We start from the raw sequence: 22,097 nt of genomic DNA, 5'->3' as shown, positions 1-22,097 counted from the left end.
GACCGCGCTCGCGTGCAGATCGGCCGCATCTCGCGCTTCGGCCTGCTGGAAATGTCGCGTCAGCGCCTGCGTCCATCGCTGGGCGAAAGCAGCGGCATCGTCTGCCCGCGTTGCAACGGCACCGGCATCATTCGTGACGTTGAATCGCTGTCGCTGGCGATCCTGCGCCTGATCGAAGAAGAAGCCCTGAAAGACCGCACTGCCGAAGTTCGCGCACAAGTGCCGATCCCGGTGGCCGCGTTCCTGCTCAACGAAAAACGCAACTCGATCACCAAGATCGAACTGCGCACCCGTGCTCGCATCGTCATTCTGCCGAACGATCACCTCGAAACGCCGCACTTCGAAGTTCAGCGCCTGCGTGACGACAGCCCGGAAGCCGCGACCAACCAGTCCAGCTACGAAATCGCTGCCGCCGCTGCTGAAGTTGAAGAAGTTCAGCCAGCCGCCGCGACCCGCACCCTGGTTCGCCAGGAAGCCGCGGTCAAAACTGCACCGGCTCGCGCCAACGCTCCGGTGCCGACCGAAGTGACCGCACCTGCTGCTGCCGCGGCGCCGGCTCCGGTTGCCGCGCCAGAACCAAGCCTGTTCAAAGGTCTGGTAAAGTCGCTGGTCAGCCTGTTCGCTACCAAAGAAGAGCCAGTTGCTCCGGCCGTGGTTGAAAAACCGGCTGCCGAGCGTCCGGCCCGTAACGAAGAGCGCCGCAACGGTCGTCAGCAGAGCCGCAACCGTAACGGTCGCCGCGATGAAGAACGCAAACCGCGCGAAGAGCGTGCACCGCGTGAAGAACGCGCCCCACGTGAGCCGCGTGAAGAGCGTCAGCCACGTGAAGCCCGCGAAGTTCGCGAGCCGCGTGAAGCCCGTACCGAAGCAGCGCCGGCCGCTCGTGAAGAACGCGCGCCACGTGCGCCGCGTGAAGAACGTGCACCGCGCGCTCCGCGTGAAGATCGCAAGCCACGTGGCGAGCGTGAAGAACGTGTACGTGAACTGCGCGAGCCACTCGACGCCGCTCCTGCCGTGACCACCGAGGTGGCTGCTGAAGAGCGTCCGGTTCGTCAGCCACGCGAAGAGCGCGCACCGCGTCCGCCGCGTGAAGAGCGTCAACCGCGCGCCGAACAGGCCGCTGCTGCCGTCGCTGAAGAAGAAGTGAACACCAACGAAGAGCAACTGCCGGAAGACGGTTCGGAGAGCGCCGAAGGCGATCGCCCACGTCGTCGTTCGCGCGGTCAGCGTCGTCGCAGCAACCGTCGTGAGCGTCAGCGTGATGCCAACGGCAACGTGATCGAAGGTTCGGAAGAATCCGAAGCCGGCGAAAACGCTGAAGAGCCAAGCACTGCCGATCTGGCCGCCGGCCTGGCTGTTACCGCAGCCGTTGCCAGCACCGTGATCAGCGCTCCGGCCGAAGCCCAAGCCTTTGAGCAAGCCGAACGCGCCACCGCTGCTGTTCAGGAAACCGCTCCAGTGGAAGCGCCGGTTGTTGAAGCGACCACTCCAGTAGAAGTGGTTGCTGCTCCGGAAGTCGAAGTGGCTCCGGTTCAGGAAACGCTGCCTCAGGTAGAGCCGGCTCCAGTTGTGGTTGCTGAGCCGGTGGTTGAAACCGTCGCTGAAACCGTGACCGAAACCGTACGTGAAGTTCGCGAAGAGCAGACCGCTTTCAACTGGGTAGCCGAGCCGGTTGTCGCTGAAACACCAGCGCCAGCGGTTGAAGCGCCGGTTGTTGAGACGCCAGTGTTCGAAGCACCAGCGTACGAAGCGCCTGTTGCCGATGCTCCAGTGGTTGAAGAGACCAAAGCTGCCGAGCCAGTGGTTGTTGCTGAACCAGCTCCAGTCGTCGAAGCGCCGGTAGTTGTCGAAGCTCCTGCTCCGGTGGCTGAAGTGGCTCCGGTCAGCGCTCTGGCTGCAAACGGTCGCGCACCGAACGATCCTCGTGAAGTGCGTCGTCGCAAGCGTGAAGAAGAACGCCTGCAGAAGGAAGCCGAACAGGCTGCCGCTGCTGCTCCGGCTGCTGAAGTCGTCGCTGAACAAGCGGTAGTTGAAGCGGTCATCGCTGAAGCGCCTCGCTCCGTTCAAGACGCAGCAGAGCACCACGAAGAAGCCCAGGAAAAAGAACACGAGCCTAAACCCCTCGTCTGATTCCTGAAGCTGTAAAAAAGCCCCGCCCGGTGAAAGCCTGGCGGGGCTTTTTTTATGCCATTTAAAAGATCAAGAGATCGCAGCCTTCGGCAGCTCCTACAATTTGAAATGCGTTCCCCTGTAGGAGCAGCCAAAGGCTGCGATCTTTTGATCTTGCTGTTATTTAAAAACCAAAGCCTCCGGCACATCGATATCCCACAACACCCCGGGATCATCCACCGCCACCTCAACCACCCTGCCCTGCTTGAACAAAGGCCGAGCCCCACGATCACCACTCAACGCCAGCAACCCCGCACCAAACGACCGGCCAAACCCCACCGGATGACCAAACTCGCCGTCCTGAACCGGCACGCTCACCGCATCATCAGCCATCGCCGCAACAACCCGCTCAATACTCGAGGGCAAAATAAACGGCATATCCCCCAGCACAATCAGCCAGCCATCCGCTTGCGGGCACGTCGCGATGCCCGCCGCAATGCTGTCGCCCATGCCGGTCGTGCCAATCGTCACAACTTCACAGCCATACGCCTGAGCCATACGCATCGCTTGCGGTCGTTCTTCCGTCGTGACCAGTACACGTTTGTCGAGGCTGGCCGGCAGATTCACCAGCACCTGCTCGATCACCGAGCGCACCGCGCCATCGCGACCGGTGCAATCGGCGAGCAACTTATCCTTGTCCGCACCCGCCGCTTTGCGAAAGCGACTGCCCTCGCCTGCGGCCAACACAATCACGCCAATGGTTCGGCTCATGCGCCCTCCACGGGTTTCTTCTGCTTCAACTCAACGCCGTTTTTGATCGCGACAATCTCTGCGAGCAAAGATAAGGCAATCTCCGCCGGCGAATGACTGCCGATGTGCAGACCGATCGGCCCATGCAATCGAGCAATCGCCTCTACCGACAAGCCTAGCTGAGCCAGATTCTCCCGGCGCTTCAAACTATTGACCCGCGAGCCGAGTGCGCCAACATAAAACGCCGGCGAATCCAGCGCGGTCAGTAAGGCCATGTCATCCAGACGCGGATCGTGGGTCAACGCGACAATCGCTGTGCGCTCATCGGTCTGAATGTTCAACACCGCCTCATCCGGCATGCCCGCGACAAAACGACCGTGCTGCTCTTCCCAGCCATAAACGAACTCAGTGCGCGGATCGCAGATCAGCACTTCGAAATCCAGCAACCGCGCCATGTCCGCGACGTAGCGTGACAATTGCCCGGCACCAATCAACAGCAAGCGCCAGCGCGGGCCGTAAATCGCGCGCAGAAGCTTGCCGTCGAACTCCAGAGCATCGGTTTTGCTCGCCGCTGTCAAAACCACTTCACCGGTTTCGACATTCAGTTCGCGGGCGACAATTTCGTGGGCTTCACAACGCGCGAGCAGCTCGGCGACCCACTGCGGATCGCCAACCCGCTCTTCGGTCAGGCGCAGCGTACCTCCGCAGGGCAAGCCAAACCGCGCCGCCTCCTCCCGAGTGACGCCATACGTGATCAGTTGCACCGGCGGCCCGTCGCTGGCAATCCGTCCATCGTGCAGGCGGGCGATCAAGTCATCCTCGACGCAACCGCCCGACACCGAACCGATCACCACGCCATCCTCGCGCAAGGCGAGCATCGCACCGGGGGCCCGGGGCGCGGTGCCCCAGGTTTGCACCACGCTGAACAGCACCACCCGCTGCCCGGCGCGGCGCCATTCGAGCACGCTGCGCAGAACGTTGAGGTCGACACTGTCCATCAGGCGTCCGCCTTCTGCCAATCCTGCAGTTGATAACGCACGGGCAAGTTACGAATGCGCTTGCCCGTGGCAGCAAAAATCGCATTGCACAGCGCCGGCGCAATCGGCGGCACACCCGGCTCGCCGACACCGCCCAACGGCACATCGCCCGGCGGCGTCACCAGATGCACTGCGACCTCCTTCGGCGCCAGCGACATGCGCGCCACTTCGTACATATGGAAGTTGTCCTGCTGAACCTTGCCGTCCTTGAAGCTGATTTCACCCAGCACCGCGTTACCCAGGCCCATGACGCAGGCGCCTTCGAACTGCGAGCGAATCCGCTCAGGGTTGATCTGCGGCCCGCAATCCACGGCGATGTCAGCTTTGTGCACGATCAGCGTGCCATCGTCTTTAACCTCGACTTCGATCACCGCCGCCACATAGGTGACGAAGCTGTAATGCACCGCCAGCCCCAAGCCACGGCCCTTGGGTAATTTACGCCCCCAACCGGCGGCTTTGGCAGCGGTTTCCAGCACGGTACGCATGCGCCCGGTATCGATCGGATAACGCTCGGGGGATTCGCCGTAATTCCACTCTTCGCTCAAGGTGCGCGGGTCGATCTGCCGATCCGGGCCGAGCAGTTTGATCTGGTACTTGAGCGGATCCTCACCGGCCTTGTGCGCCAGCTCATCGACGAAACTCTGGATGGCGAAACCATGAGGAATGTTCGACACCGAGCGATACCAGCCGACCCGCGTGTGCACGGTGGCCTCGGGGTTTTCCAGACGTACGTTGGGAATGGCGTAGGCCATGTTGGTGAAGCCCATGCCCAGCTCGAACGCCGCTTCGTGGTTCATGCCCGGCGCGAACAGCGCGGTGATGCTCGGTGCCACGGTGCGATGCAACCAGCCGGACGGCATGCCGTCCTTGCCGACGCTTGCTTTCAAAAATTCGGCGGACACGGTGTGGAAGTACGAGTTGTGGATGTCATCTTCACGCGTCCACTGCACTCGCACGGCTTTGCCGGGAAATTCTTTAGCGAGAATCGCCGCTTCAACGACGAAGTCCGGTTTCGACTTGCGCCCGAAACCGCCGCCAAGCAGCGTGACATTAAAGGTGACGTTGTCGAACGGCAGACCGAGACGCTCGGCAATACGCTCGCGGGTGACTTGCGGCGCCTGACTCGGTGCCCAGGCTTCACAGACACCGTCCTTGTAACGGGCGATGGCGACCATTGGCTCCATCGGTGCCTGCGCAAGATGCGGCAAATAATACGAAGCTTCGAGTGTGCTGGCAGCGCCGCTCAATGCTTTGTCGATATCGCCGGTATTGCGTACCACTTTGCCGGGTTTCAGCGAGGCGGCTTCCAGCTCCTTGCGATAGGCGATCGAGTCGTAACTGGCGTTGGGGCCGTCATCCCATTCGATTTTGAGCGCCTCGCGGCCCTTGATCGCCGCCCAGGTATTGCTGGCCACCACCGCCACGCCACCCAATGGCTGAAATTCAGAAGGCAGTGGACGACCTTCAATCTGAATGACTTTCAGCACACCGGGGACTTTCAGTGCAGCGCTGTCATCCAGCGATTTGACCTTGCCGCCATACACCGCCGGACGGGCGATGGTCGCGTAAACCATGCCATCGAAATGCACGTCGGCACCATACACCGCGCGGCCGTTGACGATATCGGCACCGTCGATGGCTTTGGTGCCTTCCTTGCCGATGTAGCGAAATTCCGACGGTTGCTTGAGGCGCAGGCTGTCACGCGCTGGCACCGCCAACGCACTCGCGGCGGCGGCCAGTTCGCCATAACCCAGCTCACGGCCAGACGGCTTGTGAATGACTTTGTGCAACTGCGCGTGGCATTCGCCGACCGGCACTTTCCACTGCGTGGCCGCCGCTTGTTCAAGCATCGTCCGCGCTGCAGCACCGCAACGCCGCATCGGTTCGTACCAGTGACGCATGCTGCGCGAACCGTCGGTGTCCTGATTACCGAAGCGCACTTCATCGCCTGGCGCCTGCTGCACTTTGACCCTGGCCCAATCGGCGTCCAGTTCATCGGCGACGACCATGGTCAGACTGGTGCGCACGCCCTGCCCCATTTCCGAACGGTTGCAGAGCACGGTGACCGTGCCGTCAGCGGCAATGCTCACGTAGACTTTCGGGTCATCGATCCAGCCGTTGGGCATGCCATCAGCGCCGAATTTCTTTTCTTTCTCGTCGGCCAGCGCGTCCTGCCAGCCCCAACTGGCGGCCAGCACCAATGCGCCAGTTGCGCCGACGCCTTTGAGGAAACCGCGGCGACTGAGATTGCTCAGGGCGAAATCGTTCGGAAGGCGGCTCATGCTTTCGCCTCCTTCAAATGCGTGGAGGCCTGGCGGATCGCGGTTTTGATGCGGTTATAAGTGCCGCAGCGGCAGATGTTGCCGACCATGGCTTCTTCGATCTGCTCGTCGCTCGGGTTTGGATTGGTTTTGAGCAACGCGGTGGCCGACATGATTTGCCCGCCCTGACAGAAACCGCACTGCGCGACTGCCGTATCGAGCCAGGCTTGCTGGACGACTTGACCGACCGGATCGGCATGCAGGTTGTCGATGGTGGTGACGTTCTGCCCGATCACTGAGCCGATCGGCGTGATGCAACTGCGCGCCGGCAAGCCATCGATATGAATGGTGCACGCGCCACACAGGCCCATGCCGCAGCCGAACTTGGTGCCGTTGTAACCGGCAACGTCGCGGATCGCCCAAAGCAGCGGCATGTCCTCCGTGACGTCGAGAGAATGATCCTGGCCATTGAGTTTCAGGGTAATCATGGGCACGCCCGCATATTTTTGGTGGTTATGGGGTCGAGCAATCTGCCGCCGTTGCATCGGCGGTGGTTCACGCAGATCGACTCAGGCTAATGAGGCTCTCTTGTGTCGACGCGAACGTCTGCACCGGGCCTTTGGTGGAGCAAATGACGGTTATCGTTAGCTCGCTAAGTTAACCCAACATTAACGAAAAAGCCCTGCTGAGACAGGGCTTTTCAGTGGCGAGCTTTTAGCTACAAGCTGCAAGTAAAAACAGAAGCTGGCTCACGCTCAAGATTGTAGCTTGCCGCTAGAGGCTTGAAGCTCGCCGCTGCTTCAATACCGATTAGGCTCCATTTCCAGGTCGACATTGAAACGTTCGGCAATGTCTTTCTGGATACGTTGCGCCAGATCGAGCAATTGCAGGCCGGTCGCGGTGCCGTAATTGACCAGCACCAGCGCCTGCAATTTGTGCACGCCGGCATCGGCTTCGCGGAAACCTTTCCAGCCGGCGCGCTCGATCAACCAACCAGCGGCCAATTTCATCTGCCCGTCGGCTTGCGCGTAAGCCACCACATCCGGGTGCTGCGCTTTGATCTGCGCGACGATGGCCGCCGACACCAGCGGGTTTTTGAAGAAGCTGCCGGCATTGCCGAGCACCGCCGGATCCGGCAGTTTTTCACTGCGGATGCTGCAAATCGCGCGACTGACGTCGGTCGGCGTCGGTTGTTCGATGCCCTGCTCGGTCAGGCGCTGACGCACCGGGCCGTATTCCAGATGCAGATGGGCGACGCGATCCAGTTTGAAACGCACGCGCAGAATCAACCAACGCCCCGGCTGCTGTTTGAACAGGCTGTCGCGGTAGGCGAAGTTGCACTCTTCGAGGCTGAAATCGCGCAGCTCGCCGGTCTGACGATCCAGCGCGGTGAGCCCGGCAAAGACATCCTTGATCTCGACACCGTAAGCGCCAATGTTCTGCATCGGCGCAGCGCCAACGGTGCCAGGAATCAGGCTGAGGTTTTCCAGCCCGGAAAATCCTAGCGCCAGCGTGTGCTGCACGAACGGATGCCACGGTTCGCCCGCTTCCGCCTCGATCACCACACGGTTGCCGTCATCGCTGATCACACGAATCCCGCGTGTAGCCATGCGCAGCACCAGCGCCGGAATATCTGCCGTGAGCAGCAAATTGCTGCCACCGCCGATCACCAGCAGCGGCACATCATGAGCAACGGCATAGGCCAGCGCTTCACGAACATCGCCATCGCTATGGGCTTCGGCGAACAGTTGCGCGCGAACGTCGACGCCAAAACTGTTGAACGGTTTCAGGGAAACCTGCGGTTGCACCTGCAAACTCATAACCGGCCCTTTACTTCGATCAACAATTGGTCACAAGCCGCTTCAATCAGATCCAGCACCTGCTCAAACCCTTGATCGCCGTCGTAATACGGATCCGGCACTTCATCGACGAGCCCGGCATAACGGCGCAGAAACAGATCCAGTTCGGCGCGGCCGGTGGACGGTTGCAAGGCCTTGAGATTGCGCAGGTTGCTGTTGTCCATCGCCAGAATCAGGTCGTAACTGGCGAAATCGGCGCGGCTGACTTGCTGCGCGCGTTGCGCCGACAAGTCATAACCGCGCACTTTGGCAGCGGCCTGGCTGCGTTTGTCCGGCGGATTGCCGACGTGCCAGTCACCGGTGCCGGCGGAGGCCACTTCAACCTGATCCGCCAGCCCTGCGGCGCGCAACTTGTGGCGCAACACGCCTTCAGCCGTGGGCGAACGGCAAATGTTGCCCAGGCACACAAACAGAACGCGCATCAGGCCCCCAGCAGGCGACGAACGCGCTCGAGGTCTTCGACGGTGTCGACGCCAGTCGGCGGCGCGATCAACGCGTCAGCAACATGAATACGCACGCCGTGCCACAGCGCACGCAGTTGCTCGAGGGATTCAGTGTTTTCCAGCCAGCACGGGCCCCAGCTCACGAAGTCCTGAAGGAACCCGGCGCGGTAGGCATAAATGCCGATATGGCGACGGTACGGCACACCTTCCGGCAGTTGCTCGCGGCTCTTGGCGAACGCGTCGCGCGCCCAAGGCAAAGTCGCGCGACTGAAGGTCAGCGCCAGACCGTTGATGTCGCTGACGACCTTGACCACGTTCGGGTTGAACAGGGTGTCGACGTCTTCGATCGGCTCGGCCAGCGTGGCCATGCGCGCTTCGGTGTGTGCGGCCAGGTTGGCAGCGACTTGATCGATCACGCTCGGCGGAATCAGCGGCTCGTCGCCCTGCACGTTGACCACGATCGCGTCAGGCTCAAGGCCCAGTTTCGCTGCGACCTCAGCCAGACGATCAGTGCCGGAATTGTGATCTTCACGGGTCAGCACCACTTCGGCGCCAAAGCCTTTGCAGGCCTCGACGATGCGCGGATCGTCAGTCGCGACGACCACGCGGCTCGCGCTGCTTTTGCTCGCCTGTTCCCAGACGTGCTGGATCATCGGCTTGCCGGCGATGTCCAGCAGCGGTTTGCCGGGCAGACGGGTCGAGGCGTAACGCGACGGGATGACAACGGTGAAGGCGGTGGTCATTTATCCAGACGCTCGTCGGTGGTCAGGGTGCGGGCTTCGCTTTCGAGCATCACCGGAATACCGTCGCGGATCGGGTACGCCAGGCCGGCACCCTTGCTGATCAGTTCGGTCTTGTCGGCGCTGAGCTTGAGCGGGCCTTTGCAGATCGGGCACGCGAGGATGTCGAGCAATTTGGTGTCCATGAACTTTCCCTGATAAATGAGTTAAGGCAAAAGCCGATCGGGCAGCAGGCGCATCAGCTGTGTGTCGAACCAGGCCACGAAGGCCGGCGACGGCACGGCATCGACCGCCAGATACCACCAGTCGGCAGCAGCGAAGGCACGGCACTTCACCGCGTCCTTTTCGGTCATCACCAACGGCAATGACGGTGTGAAATTCAGGGCCTGCACGCTGTATTCTGCGTGGTCGGCAAACGCATGCGGGACTGCGCGCCAGTCTAGCGCTTCGAGGGTATTGAAGAAACGTTGCGGATTGCCGATCCCGGCAACTGCGTGGACGCTCTGGCCCGGCGCAAAATGCTCGAGCGACTTGCGCTCGCCACTGCGCAGGTTAACCAGCGCGGTCGGTTGCAGATGGAAAGCGAAACCGTCGTCGCGATCTTCGGTGGCACCGTTGAACAATACGCCGTCGACGCTTTGCAGACGTTCGATCGGCTCACGCAACGGCCCCGCCGGCAGGCAGCGCTTGTTGCCGAGACCGCGAGCGGCATCAATCAACACCAGCTCCATATCCCGCGCCAGACGGTAATGCTGCATGCCATCGTCGGAGAGAATCAGATCCAGCGGTTCGCTGGCGAGCAAGGCTTTGACGGCGGCGCTGCGATCGGGGTCGATCATCAACGGCACGCCGGTGCGCTGGACGATCAGCAGCGGTTCGTCGCCAGCAACGTCGGCGGCCTGATCGGCCTCGACCCGCCATGGCAACTGCGGCGGCTTGGCGCCGTAACCACGGCTGACCACGCCAACACGCAAACCACTGCGCCGACAGTGTTCGATCAACCAGAGGATCATCGGCGTTTTGCCGGTGCCGCCCACGGTGATGTTGCCGACCACGATCAACGGCACCGGCGGCTGATAAATTTCGCCCTGGCCATCGAGAAAACGCTGACGCTTGTTGACCACCACGCGGCGATAGAACATTTCCAGCGGCCGCAGCAGCGTCAGGGCCGGGTGCCCCTGATACCACGCGGCGAGCAAGCGATCGGACAGGCTCATCAGGATTTGGGCGCCGCCTCGACCGTGGTCATGCGCAGATGGCTGAAACCGAGCTTGCCGGCCGCGTCCATGGCGGTGATCACGGATTGGTGCTGCGTCTTGCCGTCAGCACTGATCGACAACGGCAGGTTGGTGTCACCGTTGGATTCTTTCTGCATGGCTTCCATCAATGTCGCCAGATCGTTCTTCGGCAGAATCTTGTTGTTCACCGAAAACACGCCCTCAGCGCTGATGGCCACGTCGATCTGCTTGAGCTGCTGATCTTCGGCGGGCGAGCCGCTGACAGCTTCCGGCAGATCAACGCGCAACTGGGTTTCGCGGGTAAACGTGGTGGTCACGACGAAAAACAGCAGCAGGATAAACACCACGTCGATCAGCGACGCGAGGTTGATGTCGATCGTTTCCCGTGGTTTGCGACGGAATTTCACGCGCGGCCCTCGGCCAGATCGACGTCACGGTCGCCCTGCACCACTTCAACCAGTTTGATCGCTTCCTGCTCCATGCCCACCACCAACTCGTCGATGCGGCGTTGCAGGAACCGGTGGAAGAACACCGCCGGAATACCGACCATCAGGCCCGCTGCCGTGGTGATCAACGCTTTCGAGATACCACCGGCCAATACCGAGGCGTTGGTGGTCATGCCGGAACCGGTGAAGGCGCTGAAAATGTCGATCATGCCCAGCACCGTACCCAACAGGCCCAGCAACGGCGACATCGCGGCGATGGTGCCCAGCGCGTTGACGTAGCGTTCGAGCTCGTGGATGACGCGAGCGGCAGCCTCTTCGATGCACTCTTTCATGATCTCGCGACCATGCTTGGAGTTGGCCAGACCGGCGGCGAGGATTTCCCCCAGCGGCGAGTTGGCGCGCAATTCCTTGAGTTTTTCTTTATTGAGCTGTTTGTCCTTGATCCAGACCCAGACCTGGCCCAACAGATGCTCGGGGGTGACGCGACTGGCGCGCAGGGTCCACAGGCGCTCGGCGACAATCGCCATGGCCGCGATGGAACTCAGAATGATCGGCAACATCATCCAGCCGCCGGATTTGACCAATTCCCACACAGTGACAGTCCCCTCGAAAAAGTGCGCCACTTTACCATACCGATCCGCGATTAAGACCCGCCGCTCCGACGACCGTGATGTGCCATCCATGCTGGCACCGATCAACGGGCGAGCGCAGGCGGATCGCGCCAGAAACGCCGCTGTTGACGCATCGTCCACGGCGCTTTGAAGCGGCCCAGTTGCAGATGAATGGCGCCCTGTTCGGCGCTGTCGTAGATGCGCAGGCCTTGTTTGCGGTAGCGCGCCAGCACCGTCGGGTGCGGATGGCCGAAGGAGTTGCCGTGGCCTCGAGAGATCAGCACGGCTTCGGGCTTCAGCGCGTTGAGCAGGGCCATGGATGACGAGCTACGACTTCCATGGTGCGGGGATTGCAGCCATTGCGTTGGCACCGCCAATGGACTGTCGAGCAGCACGCGCTCGGCATGGACATCGATATCGCCCGTCAGCAGCAGACGCTCGCCGTTGGCTTCGATCTGCAACACGCAGGAGCGCTGGTTGCTGTCGCGGGCATCCGCCCACATCCACAGTTGAAAACGCACACCGTCCCACTGCCATTGCTCGCCACTTTCGCAGGCTTCAGCGCTCAATTCGGCAGGCAGGCCCGGCGGATCGCCGCTCAATACACGGACGACTTTCATGCCCCGCGCAATCGCCAGCGCACCGCCGGCATGATCGGCGTCGGCGTGACTGAGCAGCATCACATCGAGATTGTCCACGCTGAGTTTGCGCAGGGCTGGCAGCACCACGCGTTCACCGAGATCGAAATCGCCGAAGCGCGGGCCGGCGTCGTAGAGCAGCGTGTGATGGCGGGTTCGGATCAGGATCGCCAGGCCTTGGCCGACATCGAGCTGCCAGACATCGGCCAATCCCTCGTCCAGTCGCTCGCGCGGCGGCACCACCAGAATCAGCAACAACGGCCAGCCCAGTGGTCGCAGTGGCACCCCGCGTGGCAATAGCAACAGCACGGCGCCGAGACTGCCGAGAATCCACACCCAGAATGGTATCGACGGCGCAGTCCACGCAGGCCATCGCCCGGCAATCAGCGCCAGCGCGCGAAACAGCCAATCGATCAAACCGCCGGCCAGCCACAGCAGTCCTTCGCCGACATAAGGAACCGGCAACAACACAGTGCCGAGCAGCGCCGGCGGCAACACCACCAGACTGATCCACGGCACCGCGAGCAAATTCGCCAACGGCCCGCTCAGACTGATCGGCAGATTCAGCGCCAGCAGCACCGGGCATAAACCGATGGCAATCAACCATTGCGCCCGCGTCCACGTTTGCCACCAACGCCACGCGCCCAAGCGGCCGCCAAAGGTGAAAATCAACACCGCAACTGCCGCGAACGACAGCCACAAACCCGGACGCAAACTGGCAAGCGGTTCCAGCAACAGCACGCCATTGAACGCCAGCAGCAGCGGCCACCACGCGCCCAGATGACGAAAGCGCAGGCGCCACAACAACACCAATCCGACCATCACGCAGGCGCGCTGCACCGGCACGTCGAAACCAGCGAGCAAGGCGTAACCCAGCGCCGCCGCGAACGCCAATCCACAGGCCCACGGCAACCATGGCCAGCGCAATGGCCACAGTCCAAAACGCGCGAGCCCGGCGACCAGCAGGTACATAACCGCCGCCAGCAAACCGATGTGCTGCCCGGAAATCACCAGCAAATGCACAGTGCCGGTGTCCTGCAAAATCTGCCAATCGTCACGGCTGAGCCCCGAACCGTCGCCCAGCACCAGCGCTGCCAATGCTCCGGCGCGACCTTGCGCGTCCACTGCCAGCAAGCGCTGACGAATGCTGTCGCGCCAGGCCCAGCGCGCCTCGCTCAGGCGCTGGCCATCCTTGATTGTGCCGGTCGCGCCGACACGTTGCGCGAGCAGCCACGCCTCGTGATCGAACGCATCCGGATTGAGCAAACCAACGGGACGCTTGAGTTTGACTGCCAGTCGCCAGCGCTCGCCGCTGTTGACCGGCGGCCCGGCGTACCAGGCCAGACGCAGCAGCGACGGCAGTTTTTCGTGTCGCGAGTGCGCATCGGCCAGTTCGAAACGCGCCACGCCGTCCGCATTTTGCGGCAAGCCGACCACCCGCCCTTCGAGCCAACGGGTTTCACCGTCGAGATGCGCGGGCAGTCGATCATTCAGCGCCCATTGCGCACTGACACAAGCCCAGGTAAAGCCAAACAACCAAAACGCCAATGGATAGCTGCGAAACGGCAGCAACATCAAACCCACCACCGGCAACACCAGCATCAACCCGACCGGCGGTAATGCCGGTAAAAACATCGGGGCCAGCAGACCGACTGCCAGCGCCATCATCCCTGTGCGCATAAGCCCGTCCTTGAGAGTCCCGTTCTTAGGCATAGCGGGTGTTGCGCACTCGCGCCGTCAACAATTGTCACAAAGTCTGAATGGGCGGTTCATCGAATCCAGACATACTTGCCGCCTTAACCGACCGAGAAGCCTTATGCCCCGGCGCTTATTCAAACGTTACATGCCCGACCCGACGAGCATCAGGGAACACAAATCCTTACGCTTTCTCGGCAAGTTGCTGCATGACCCGAACCTCTGGCACCTCAATCGCCACTCGGTCGCGCGGGCGATGGCGGTCGGATTGTTTGCCGCTTTCCTGCCGATTCCGGCGCAGATGCTGGTGGCTGCCGCGCTTGCCGTCATGGTGCGCGGCAATATGCCGATTGCGGTGAGTCTGGTCTGGCTGACCAATCCGATCACCATGCCGGCGGTGTTTTTCTGCACCTATCAGGCCGGGGCGTGGCTGATGGATGTGCCCGCGCGGCATCTGCCCGATGAGCTGACCTGGGAATGGATCAGCGGTGAGTTGTCGACGTTGTGGCAGCCTTTTTTGCTGGGATCAGTGGTGGTGGGGCTGGTGCTCGGTGCCCTCGCCTACTTTCTGGTGATGATGTATTGGCGTTGGTGGGTGGCGCGGCAGTGGGCACGGCGCAAGAAAAGTCGCAAATCCTGAATGCAAAACGGCCTCCGCGATGGGAGGCCATTTTTTGTTTTGTGTTGTCGGGACTGACGCCTTCGCGAGCAAGCCCGCTCCCACATGGGGTCTGCGTTGTAACAGAGATCCAGTGTGGGAGCGGGCTTGCTCGCGAAGCGGTAGACGAGGTCTCGGATCAAGTACGCATCCCGCGTCCACTCACCAGCAACCGCGCACAACCGAGGTACAGCACCACCGTCGCCACCAGCATGAAGGTGATGGCGATGCCGATCTTGATGTCGGACACACCGAGAATGCCGTAACGGAAGGCGTTGACCATGTGCAGCACCGGGTTGGCCAGCGATACGGTCTGCCAGAATGGCGGCAGCAAGGTGATCGAGTAGAACACGCCACCCAGATAAGTCAACGGCGTCAGCACGAACGTCGGAATGATCGAAATATCATCGAAGTTGCGCGCGAATACAGCGTTGATAAAGCCCAGCAGCGAGAAGATCGTCGCCGTCAGTACCACTACCAAAATCGTCACGCCGAGGTGATGCACCTGCAAATCGGTGAAGAACATCGACAGAATCGTCACGATCACGCCGACCATCAAACCGCGCAGCACGCCGCCGCAGGTATAGCCGATCAGGATCGTGTGCGGCGACACCGGCGAGACCATCAATTCCTCGATGGAGCGCTGGAACTTGCTGCCAAAGAAACTCGACACCACGTTGCCGTAAGAGTTGGTGATCACCGACATCATGATCAGCCCCGGCACGATGTACTGCATGTAAGTGAAGCCACCCATGTCGCCGATCTGTCGACCGATCAGGTTACCGAAGATCACAAAGTACAAAACCATGGTGATCGCCGGCGGCAGCAGGGTCTGCGGCCAGATCCGCGTGAAGCGTCGGACCTCGCGATAAACGATGGTGTTGAGGGCGACGAGGTTGGGACGTAACTCGGAACTCATACCGCCACCTTCGACAGATTTTTCTCCACCAGGGACACGAACAGCTCCTCAAGGCGATTGGTTTTGTTGCGCAGGCTCAGCACTTCGATGTTCTGCTGCGCCAATTGAGTGAACAACGCCGTGATGCCCATGGATTTATCGACCTGGACTTCCAGGGTATGGCTGTCGATCAACCGCGCCGGATAGCCGAGCAATTGCGGCGTGACGCTCAAGTCGTTTTTCAGATCGAGCAAGAAGGTTTCCACGTGCAACTGGCCCAGCAGCTGTTTCATGCTGGTGTTCTCGACGATGGTGCCGTGGTCGATGATGCCGATGTTGCGGCACAGCTGCTCAGCCTCTTCCAGGTAATGCGTGGTGAGAATGATGGTGATGCCTTTCTGGTTCAGTTCAGTGAGGAACGTCCACATCGAGCGGCGCAGCTCGATGTCGACGCCTGCGGTCGGTTCATCGAGGATCAGCAGACGCGGTTCGTGCACCAGCGCGCGGGCGATCATCAAACGGCGTTTCATGCCGCCGGACAGCGAACGCGACGGCACATCGCGCTTGTCCCACAAGCCCAGTTGCGTCAGGTACTGCTCGGCGCGTTCCTTGGCGATCTTCGCCGGAATGCCGTAGTAACCGGCCTGAGTGACGACGATGTCGAAGGTCTTCTCAAACTGATTGAAGTTGAATTCCTGCGGCACCACGCCGATCGAGCGCTTGAGCTGCGCTGGATTCTTGTCGAGGTCATGTCCGAAGATATTCACGCTGCCGCTGGTCTTGTTGACCAGGGTCGAGAGAATGCCGATGGTCGTGGATTTGCCGGCACCGTTGGGGCCGAGCAAGGCGAAAAAGTCACCTTCGGCGACGTCCAGATCGATACCACTCAAGGCCTGGAACCCGTTGCCGTAGGTTTTGGTTAGCTGCCGGATGGACAGAGCGGAACTCATATCTGATTTACGCACCATGGAAGGAAGAAAGGAGACGGCGGCGATGGATCCAACCGCAGCGCAAGTGCGCAATGGTGCTTGCCGCCGCCGTACAAGTACAGTCAAGTGTGTCGATAGTAGGTATTAAGTCAACGCGGTCATAACGGCTTTTTTGTAGGCCGGACGCTGCTTCAGGCGCTCGTACCAGGCTTGCAGATGCGGTTGCGGGGCGCGTTCGATGGGCATTTCGAACCAGGCATAAATGAAACTGCCCAGTGGAATATCGCCCATGCCGATGTCTTTTCCGGACAGGTACGGTTGGCTGACCAGCGCCTCGTCGGCCATGCTCAGCAACTCGCTGCATTCCTTGATCGCGGCGTTGATCGCAGGCCAGTCCTGCTTGTCCGCCGGGGTGCGCAAGACGCCCCAGAACACCGTGCGGAACGGCCCGGCAAAACTCGAGGTCGTCCAGTCCATCCACTTGTCTGCGAGGGCGCGGGCTTGCGGATCGGCCGAATACCAAGCGCTGTTCGGCGCATGTTTGCCCAGCAGATAGCGCACGATGGCGTTGGATTCCCACAGCACGAAACCGTCGTCTTCGATCACCGGCACGCGACCGTTCGGGTTCATCGCCCGGTACTCCGGCGTGTCGACCACACCGAATGCGCCCCCGGCATCGATCGCCTCGTAAGCCAGACCGAGTTCCTCGGCAGCCCACAATGGCTTCCTGACATTCGATGAGTTTTTCCGTCCCCAGATCTTCAGCATGACCGCCTCTTTTCAAATGAGTGGGCGGCCAGCATACGCCGGATCAGACGCGGCTTACATCGCTGTGCATGTCACCCAACAGTTGTGGCTGCCGATCGCCGAACAGGTGCGGATAGCATTTTTCCAGGTGTTCGAAGAAGAAGGTTTCCGGCACATCGGTGAACTGGCCGTGATCGACCAGGTACTCCATCAACTGCGCGCCATCACGGTTGTACGGGTGGAAAACACTGTCGGTGATGCCGTCGAACTCCAGCGGCGCGACGTTGAACAGTTCGCAGAGCTTCTGGTTGAACGCCGGTGTGGCCTTTACCCAACGATCGTTGAGGAAAAACTCGGTGTAGCCGTGCATGGCGAACATGTCGCTTTTCAGCAATTCGAGCAGACGTGGCGTCGATAAATGATTCTTCACGTCGGCCAGACCGATCCGCGCCGGGATCCCGCAATGCCGCGCGCAACCGGCGAGCAGCGTGGCTTTGGGCACGCAATAACTCTCCCCCGCCGCCAATGCATAGCTGCCACGCAGGGTTTGCGGATCACGGCTGAAGGTGTAAGGGTTGTAGCGCACCGCTTCGCGCACGGCGTAATAAAGATTGATCGCCTGCTCGACCGGGTCGCGGCTGGCACCCCGGTGTCGTTCAGCGAACTCCACCACCGCCGGGTGGTCACTATCGGTGAAGCGGCCGGGACTCAGATATTCGTGCATGACGACAATCTCCTTGATGAAACTGGAGTCTAGCGACAGCTCAAGCACAGAGATAACGACGTTTCGGCCAAACTTGGACGCAAAGACGCGGGATCACCGAACGATTTCCCACACGTGTTGCCCACCGAACCTACGAACACCATCCGGGGTTTCCCACGATTTCAATCACCTTGGTCTGACCACCCGGTTTTGCAGATGCGGTCTAAGCTCTGGAGGGTCGATTTGCCTTGGTTCACGGAGGACTGAAATATGCTGTTGTTGTGGATACTGGTTTTGATTGTCGGCGTGGCGTATATCGCCCACCGGCGTATCGCCCCGCTGCCCGCGTTGGGCATCGTTGCCGTCTACTTATTGGCAATGGGCATTTTCAGTCACGCACACGGCTGGCTAATGCTGGTGCTCTGGGTGCTGCTGGCGGTGGTCGCCGCGCCGTTGCTGCTGCCTGACCTGCGCCGCAAACATTTCACCGCGCCGCTGTTCAACTGGTTCCAGAAAACCCTGCCGCCGATGTCGCAGACCGAGCGCGACGCGATCGATGCCGGCACCGTGTGGTGGGATGGTGAGCTGTTCAGCGGCCGTCCGGACTGGGACAAACTGCTGGCCTATCCCAAGGTGCAACTGACCGAAGAAGAACAAGCCTTCATCGATGGCCCGACCGAAGAACTGTGCGCGATGGTCACTGACTGGCAGATCGGCCAGTCGATGGACTTGCCGCCGGAAGCCTGGACGCACATCAAGGAACACGGCTTCTTTGCCCTGATCATTCCGAAAGAATTTGGCGGTAAAGGCTTCTCGGCTTACGCCCACTCGCAAGTGGCGATGAAACTCGCGACCCGCAGCGGCGACCTCGCCTCCACCGTGATGGTGCCCAACTCCCTCGGCCCGGCCGAACTGTTGCTGCATTACGGCACCGACGAACAACGCAATCACTACCTGCCACGCCTGGCCCGTGGCGACGACATTCCGTGCTTCGCCCTCACCGGCCCGCTCGCCGGTTCCGATGCCGGTGCAATGCCCGACACCGGGATTATCTGCAAAGGTCAGTGGGAAGGTCAGGAAGTCATTGGTCTGCGCCTGAACTGGGAAAAACGCTACATCACCCTCGGGCCGGTGGCGACGCTGCTCGGCCTCGCATTCAAAGCGTATGACCCAGAGCACTTGCTCGGCGACAAGGAAGACCTCGGCATCAGCCTGGCGCTGATTCCGACCGACACCGAAGGCGTCGAGATCGGCCGTCGTCACCTGCCACTGGGCGCGGCGTTCATGAACGGCCCGAACTCCGGCAAGGACGTGTTCATCCCGCTGGACTTCCTTATCGGCGGTCAGGAGATGCTCGGCAAAGGCTGGATGATGCTGATGAACTGCCTGTCGGTCGGCCGTTCGATTTCGCTGCCAGCGGTGGGTACCGGTGCGGCGAAATTCACCAGTCTGGTCACCGGTCAGTACGCGCAGATTCGTGAGCAGTTCAACGTGCCGCTGTCGGCGTTCGAAGGCATTCAGGAAGCGATGGCGCGCATCGGCGGCAACGCGTGGATGATGGACGCGGCGCGGATGCTCACGGCCAACGCGGTGGATCTCGGCGAGAAGCCTTCAGTACTGTCGGCGATTCTCAAGTACCACCTTACCGAACGCGGCCGCGAATGCATCAGCCACGCCATGGATGTCCACGGCGGCAAGGCGATCATCATGGGCCCTAACAACTACCTTGGGCGCAGCTGGAACGGCGCGCCAATCTTCATCACCGTGGAAGGCGCGAACATCCTGTCGCGCAACCTGATGATCTTCGGTCAGGGCGCGATTCGCTGCCATCCATTCGTGCTCAAGGAAATGGCCCTGGCCGGTCGTGAGGACAAGGATCAGGCGCTGAAAGAGTTCGACGGTCTGCTGCTCAAGCACATCGGTTTTGCCGTGAGCAACGCCGCCAGCACGCTGGTGCTGAACCTTGGTTTCGGCCACTTCGAACACGCACCGGGCGACAAGATCAGCCAAGGCTACTTCCGCGCGCTTAACCGTCAGGCAGCCGCGTTCGCGATGCTTGCCGACTTCAGCATGATGCTGCTCGGCGGTGAGCTGAAACGCCGCGAACGTCTGTCGGCACGACTGGGCGATGTGTTGAGCAACTTGTATCTGGCCTCGGCTGCGCTCAAGCGTTATCACGATCTGGATTCGCCGGCGTACATGGAGCCGCTGTTCCGCTGGGCGATGGAAGAAAGCCTCGGCCAGGCGGAGCGGGCCATGGATGAGTTGCTGCGCAACTTCCCGAACAAGGTCTTCGGTTGCCTGCTGCGCGTCATCGTCTTCCCGTTTGGCCGTCGTCACAAAGGCCCGTCGGACAAACTCGGGGCCGAAGTGGCTGGCGTGATTGGTCGGGCGAAAGGCGATCCGGCGCTGGAAGAACTGCTCGCCGGTTGCTATCGCCCACAGTCGCCGGACGATGCGGTCGGTGCGTTGCAACACGCCAGCGATCTGCTGACGACTGCGCAACCGCTGCATAAAAAGCTGCATGCGTCGCTGAAAAGCGGTCAGGTCAAACCGGTCGCCGGCGAACACGCGATCGACGCGGCACTGGAGGCCGGCGTACTGCAAGCGGTGGAAGCGCAGAGCCTGCGTGATGCCGAAGCGGCGCGACGCAAGGTGATCGATGTCGATGATTTCGACAAAGAGGAGCTGAAACAGGCAGAGGGCAAAGTCCGCTGATCCTGAGACCCATGTCCAAGCGGGCGCAGGAGCTTTATACTCCCGCGCCCGTTTTGCTCTTGAGGACTTATCTCGTGTCCAACGTCGTTGCCGATCATCTTGTGTTGCTCGACCATCTGCGCAGTATCCTGGTCGCCGTAGGTGAGGCCGAACAGGTTCCCGAAGAAAGCCATGCCTTGTTTCTGGAGCGTTTCGACGAACTGCTCGCTTCGTTGCCGATCGATCCGATCGAAAGCCAATACCTGGGCCAGGACATCCTGACTCAAGTGATTAGCCGTTATCCGCAAATTGCCCACCTGATCCCGCGGGATCTGCTGTGGTTCTTCGCCGGTGATTGCCTGCATTACCTGGCCGATGAAGAAATCGACTTATATCAGGCGCTGGAAGAACGTCGTTTCGAAGCTGAACAGAACGACGAACCGTTCGACTGGAATCAGGAAAAGCAGTTGCTGGCGATGTCTGCTCAGGACAGCAAGCACTGATCAAATAGATTGGTTGAAGATCAAAAGATCGCAGCCTTCGGCAGCTCCTACAGTGGAATTACGCAATCCCCTGTAGGAGCTGCCGCAGGCTGCGATCTTTTGCTTTTGCGCTACAACAACCCTTCGCTTTCAGGCAGTTCATACGCCATCGCGGCGTTACTCGCATTGCCCACCTTCCCCGGCTTGCTCAAGGTCGGTTCCTTCTCCAGACACTCCACCAGAAAATCGATAAGCACCCGCAGCTTCGGCGGCAGATACCGCGTCGGCGAATGCAGTAGCCACAGCCCACCGTGATACGAAGCCAGGAACGTCCAGTCCGGCAACACCTGCACCACCAACTTCTGCTCCAACGCATAACGCGCAGTGAAGTACGGCAGGCTGCCAATGCCGATGTGCTGCAACACCGCGCCCAGTCGCACGCCAGTGTGATTGGCGGCATAGCGACCGCGTACCCCGACCGTCACCGCTTTGCTGCCCTTCTTGAATTTCCAGCGCGCATCGCTCGGGGTTTCGCCCAGATAAATACAACTGTGATTGAGCAGGTCATGCGGATGCGTGGGTGTGCCGTGTTCGGCGAGGTATTGCGGCGTGGCGCAGAGCATATGGTCGATGGTCAGTAATTGACGTCCGACCAACCCCGCCGGCGGCCGATCGGTGATGCGAATGGCCAGATCTACATGATCGTCGATCAGATCGACCTGCCGATCCTCCAGCAATAACTCGACATCGACTTTGGGATAGCGCCGCAGAAACTCCGGCATGTGCGGATGAATCACAAAACGCCCCACCGCTTTCGGCACGCTGACGCGCACCAGACCTTCCGCTTCGTGGGTGAACTGGCCGCTGATTTCCATCACCGACTTGGCCGCGCTGACCATCTCCTGACAACGCTTGAACACTTCTTCGCCGCCATCGCTCAGGCGCAGTTTGCGCGTGGTGCGCTGCAACAAGCGCGTGGCCAGGGCTTTCTCCAACCGCGAGATGCTGCGACTGACCGCCGACGGCGAAGAGCCCAGTTGGCGAGCCGCTTCAGAGAAGCTGCCGGTCTCCACGACCTTGACGAAAATCGCCATTTCACCGAGCAGCGGTAGCGGCAGATTGATGCTCACAGCGCACAAGTCCTTTGATGTTTGGA

Annotated in this window: 21 protein-coding genes; 4 read left to right on the top strand and 17 right to left on the bottom strand. The window is 60.8% G+C overall.

Going from position 1 to position 22,097, the window contains the following annotated elements:
• On the top strand, positions 1-2,130 hold a 2,130-nt coding region (locus ACIP1X_RS14715; RefSeq protein WP_400753104.1), incomplete at its 5' end, for a ribonuclease E.
• 159 nt (positions 2,131-2,289) lie between these two features.
• On the opposite strand, the gene ACIP1X_RS14710 is transcribed toward ACIP1X_RS14715, so the two are convergent.
• From ACIP1X_RS14710 to ACIP1X_RS14655, 12 genes are all read right to left on the bottom strand, one after another.
• Positions 2,290-2,880: a nucleotidyltransferase family protein gene (locus ACIP1X_RS14710; RefSeq protein WP_400753102.1), complete on the bottom strand. Its 591-nt coding sequence runs from the start codon at positions 2,878-2,880 to the stop codon at positions 2,290-2,292.
• Positions 2,877-3,857: an XdhC family protein gene (locus ACIP1X_RS14705; RefSeq protein ID WP_400753099.1), complete on the bottom strand. Its 981-nt coding sequence runs from the start codon at positions 3,855-3,857 to the stop codon at positions 2,877-2,879. The genes ACIP1X_RS14710 and ACIP1X_RS14705 overlap by 4 nt, the downstream gene beginning before the upstream one ends.
• Positions 3,857-6,178 carry a molybdopterin cofactor-binding domain-containing protein gene (locus tag ACIP1X_RS14700; RefSeq protein ID WP_400753096.1) on the bottom strand — a complete coding sequence of 774 codons (2,322 nt, stop codon included), beginning with the start codon at positions 6,176-6,178 and terminating at the stop codon, positions 3,857-3,859. Before ACIP1X_RS14700 ends, ACIP1X_RS14705 begins: the two co-directional genes overlap by 1 nt.
• The gene (locus tag ACIP1X_RS14695) at positions 6,175-6,645 is read right to left on the bottom strand and encodes a (2Fe-2S)-binding protein (protein WP_053122632.1); all 471 of its coding nucleotides are present in this window, start codon (positions 6,643-6,645) and stop codon (positions 6,175-6,177) included. The genes ACIP1X_RS14700 and ACIP1X_RS14695 overlap by 4 nt, the downstream gene beginning before the upstream one ends.
• A gap of 312 nt (positions 6,646-6,957) precedes the next feature.
• Complete coding sequence (gene murB, locus ACIP1X_RS14690; RefSeq protein WP_400753093.1) at positions 6,958-7,977, bottom strand: UDP-N-acetylmuramate dehydrogenase; 1,020 nt, start codon at positions 7,975-7,977, stop codon at positions 6,958-6,960.
• A complete protein-coding gene (locus tag ACIP1X_RS14685; RefSeq protein WP_053122639.1) occupies positions 7,974-8,438 on the bottom strand; it encodes a low molecular weight protein-tyrosine-phosphatase in 465 nt (154 codons plus the stop codon). Before ACIP1X_RS14685 ends, murB begins: the two co-directional genes overlap by 4 nt.
• Positions 8,438-9,202 (bottom strand): 3-deoxy-manno-octulosonate cytidylyltransferase, encoded by a 765-nt coding sequence (kdsB, locus tag ACIP1X_RS14680; RefSeq protein WP_400753090.1) that lies wholly within the window; start codon positions 9,200-9,202, stop codon positions 8,438-8,440. The genes ACIP1X_RS14685 and kdsB overlap by 1 nt, the downstream gene beginning before the upstream one ends.
• A complete protein-coding gene (locus ACIP1X_RS14675) occupies positions 9,199-9,384 on the bottom strand; it encodes a Trm112 family protein (protein WP_003174668.1) in 186 nt (61 codons plus the stop codon). Before ACIP1X_RS14675 ends, kdsB begins: the two co-directional genes overlap by 4 nt.
• A gap of 21 nt (positions 9,385-9,405) precedes the next feature.
• Positions 9,406-10,416: a tetraacyldisaccharide 4'-kinase gene (gene lpxK / locus ACIP1X_RS14670; protein WP_400753087.1), complete on the bottom strand. Its 1,011-nt coding sequence runs from the start codon at positions 10,414-10,416 to the stop codon at positions 9,406-9,408.
• Positions 10,416-10,844 carry an ExbD/TolR family protein gene (locus tag ACIP1X_RS14665; protein WP_400753085.1) on the bottom strand — a complete coding sequence of 143 codons (429 nt, stop codon included), beginning with the start codon at positions 10,842-10,844 and terminating at the stop codon, positions 10,416-10,418. The genes lpxK and ACIP1X_RS14665 overlap by 1 nt, the downstream gene beginning before the upstream one ends.
• The gene (locus ACIP1X_RS14660) at positions 10,841-11,476 is read right to left on the bottom strand and encodes a MotA/TolQ/ExbB proton channel family protein (protein ID WP_007908216.1); all 636 of its coding nucleotides are present in this window, start codon (positions 11,474-11,476) and stop codon (positions 10,841-10,843) included. The genes ACIP1X_RS14665 and ACIP1X_RS14660 overlap by 4 nt, the downstream gene beginning before the upstream one ends.
• Positions 11,477-11,577: 101 nt before the next feature.
• Positions 11,578-13,812 (bottom strand): DNA internalization-related competence protein ComEC/Rec2, encoded by a 2,235-nt coding sequence (locus ACIP1X_RS14655; protein WP_400753082.1) that lies wholly within the window; start codon positions 13,810-13,812, stop codon positions 11,578-11,580.
• A 136-nt stretch (positions 13,813-13,948) separates the two neighbouring features.
• Here ACIP1X_RS14655 and ACIP1X_RS14650 point away from each other — a divergent pair, with 136 nt between their 5' ends.
• A complete protein-coding gene (locus ACIP1X_RS14650; protein WP_053122655.1) occupies positions 13,949-14,467 on the top strand; it encodes a DUF2062 domain-containing protein in 519 nt (172 codons plus the stop codon).
• A gap of 157 nt (positions 14,468-14,624) precedes the next feature.
• On the opposite strand, the gene ACIP1X_RS14645 is transcribed toward ACIP1X_RS14650, so the two are convergent.
• From ACIP1X_RS14645 to ACIP1X_RS14630, 4 genes are all read right to left on the bottom strand, one after another.
• A complete protein-coding gene (locus ACIP1X_RS14645; RefSeq protein WP_053122664.1) occupies positions 14,625-15,404 on the bottom strand; it encodes an ABC transporter permease in 780 nt (259 codons plus the stop codon).
• Positions 15,401-16,333, bottom strand: a complete 933-nt coding sequence (locus tag ACIP1X_RS14640) for an ABC transporter ATP-binding protein (RefSeq protein WP_053122667.1) — start codon at positions 16,331-16,333, stop codon at positions 15,401-15,403. Before ACIP1X_RS14640 ends, ACIP1X_RS14645 begins: the two co-directional genes overlap by 4 nt.
• A gap of 123 nt (positions 16,334-16,456) precedes the next feature.
• The gene (locus tag ACIP1X_RS14635) at positions 16,457-17,080 is read right to left on the bottom strand and encodes a glutathione S-transferase family protein (RefSeq protein WP_400753079.1); all 624 of its coding nucleotides are present in this window, start codon (positions 17,078-17,080) and stop codon (positions 16,457-16,459) included.
• Positions 17,081-17,123: 43 nt separating this feature from the next.
• On the bottom strand, positions 17,124-17,783 hold the full coding sequence (locus ACIP1X_RS14630) for a transglutaminase family protein (protein ID WP_212548965.1): 660 nt from the start codon (positions 17,781-17,783) through the stop codon (positions 17,124-17,126).
• Between the two features lie 249 nt (positions 17,784-18,032).
• On the opposite strand from ACIP1X_RS14630, the gene ACIP1X_RS14625 reads away from it, so the two are divergent.
• Together ACIP1X_RS14625 and ACIP1X_RS14620 are read left to right on the top strand one after the other, a co-directional pair.
• Positions 18,033-20,480 (top strand): acyl-CoA dehydrogenase, encoded by a 2,448-nt coding sequence (locus tag ACIP1X_RS14625; protein WP_400753077.1) that lies wholly within the window; start codon positions 18,033-18,035, stop codon positions 20,478-20,480.
• Between the two features lie 74 nt (positions 20,481-20,554).
• Positions 20,555-20,962, top strand: coding sequence for a PA2817 family protein (locus tag ACIP1X_RS14620; protein ID WP_053122680.1), 408 nt, complete (start codon positions 20,555-20,557; stop codon positions 20,960-20,962).
• Between the two features lie 110 nt (positions 20,963-21,072).
• Here ACIP1X_RS14620 and ACIP1X_RS14615 read toward each other — a convergent pair whose 3' ends face one another.
• Complete coding sequence (locus ACIP1X_RS14615) at positions 21,073-22,071, bottom strand: LysR family transcriptional regulator (protein ID WP_053122682.1); 999 nt, start codon at positions 22,069-22,071, stop codon at positions 21,073-21,075.
• Between the last annotated feature and the right edge of the window lie 26 nt (positions 22,072-22,097).

Origin of the sequence: Pseudomonas sp. NPDC088885 (assembly GCF_044750025.1) — a bacterium.
GTDB lineage: Bacteria > Pseudomonadota > Gammaproteobacteria > Pseudomonadales > Pseudomonadaceae > Aquipseudomonas > Aquipseudomonas rustica.
Note: the sequence above shows the minus strand (reverse complement) of the source record. Positions and strands in the feature narration are given on the sequence as shown.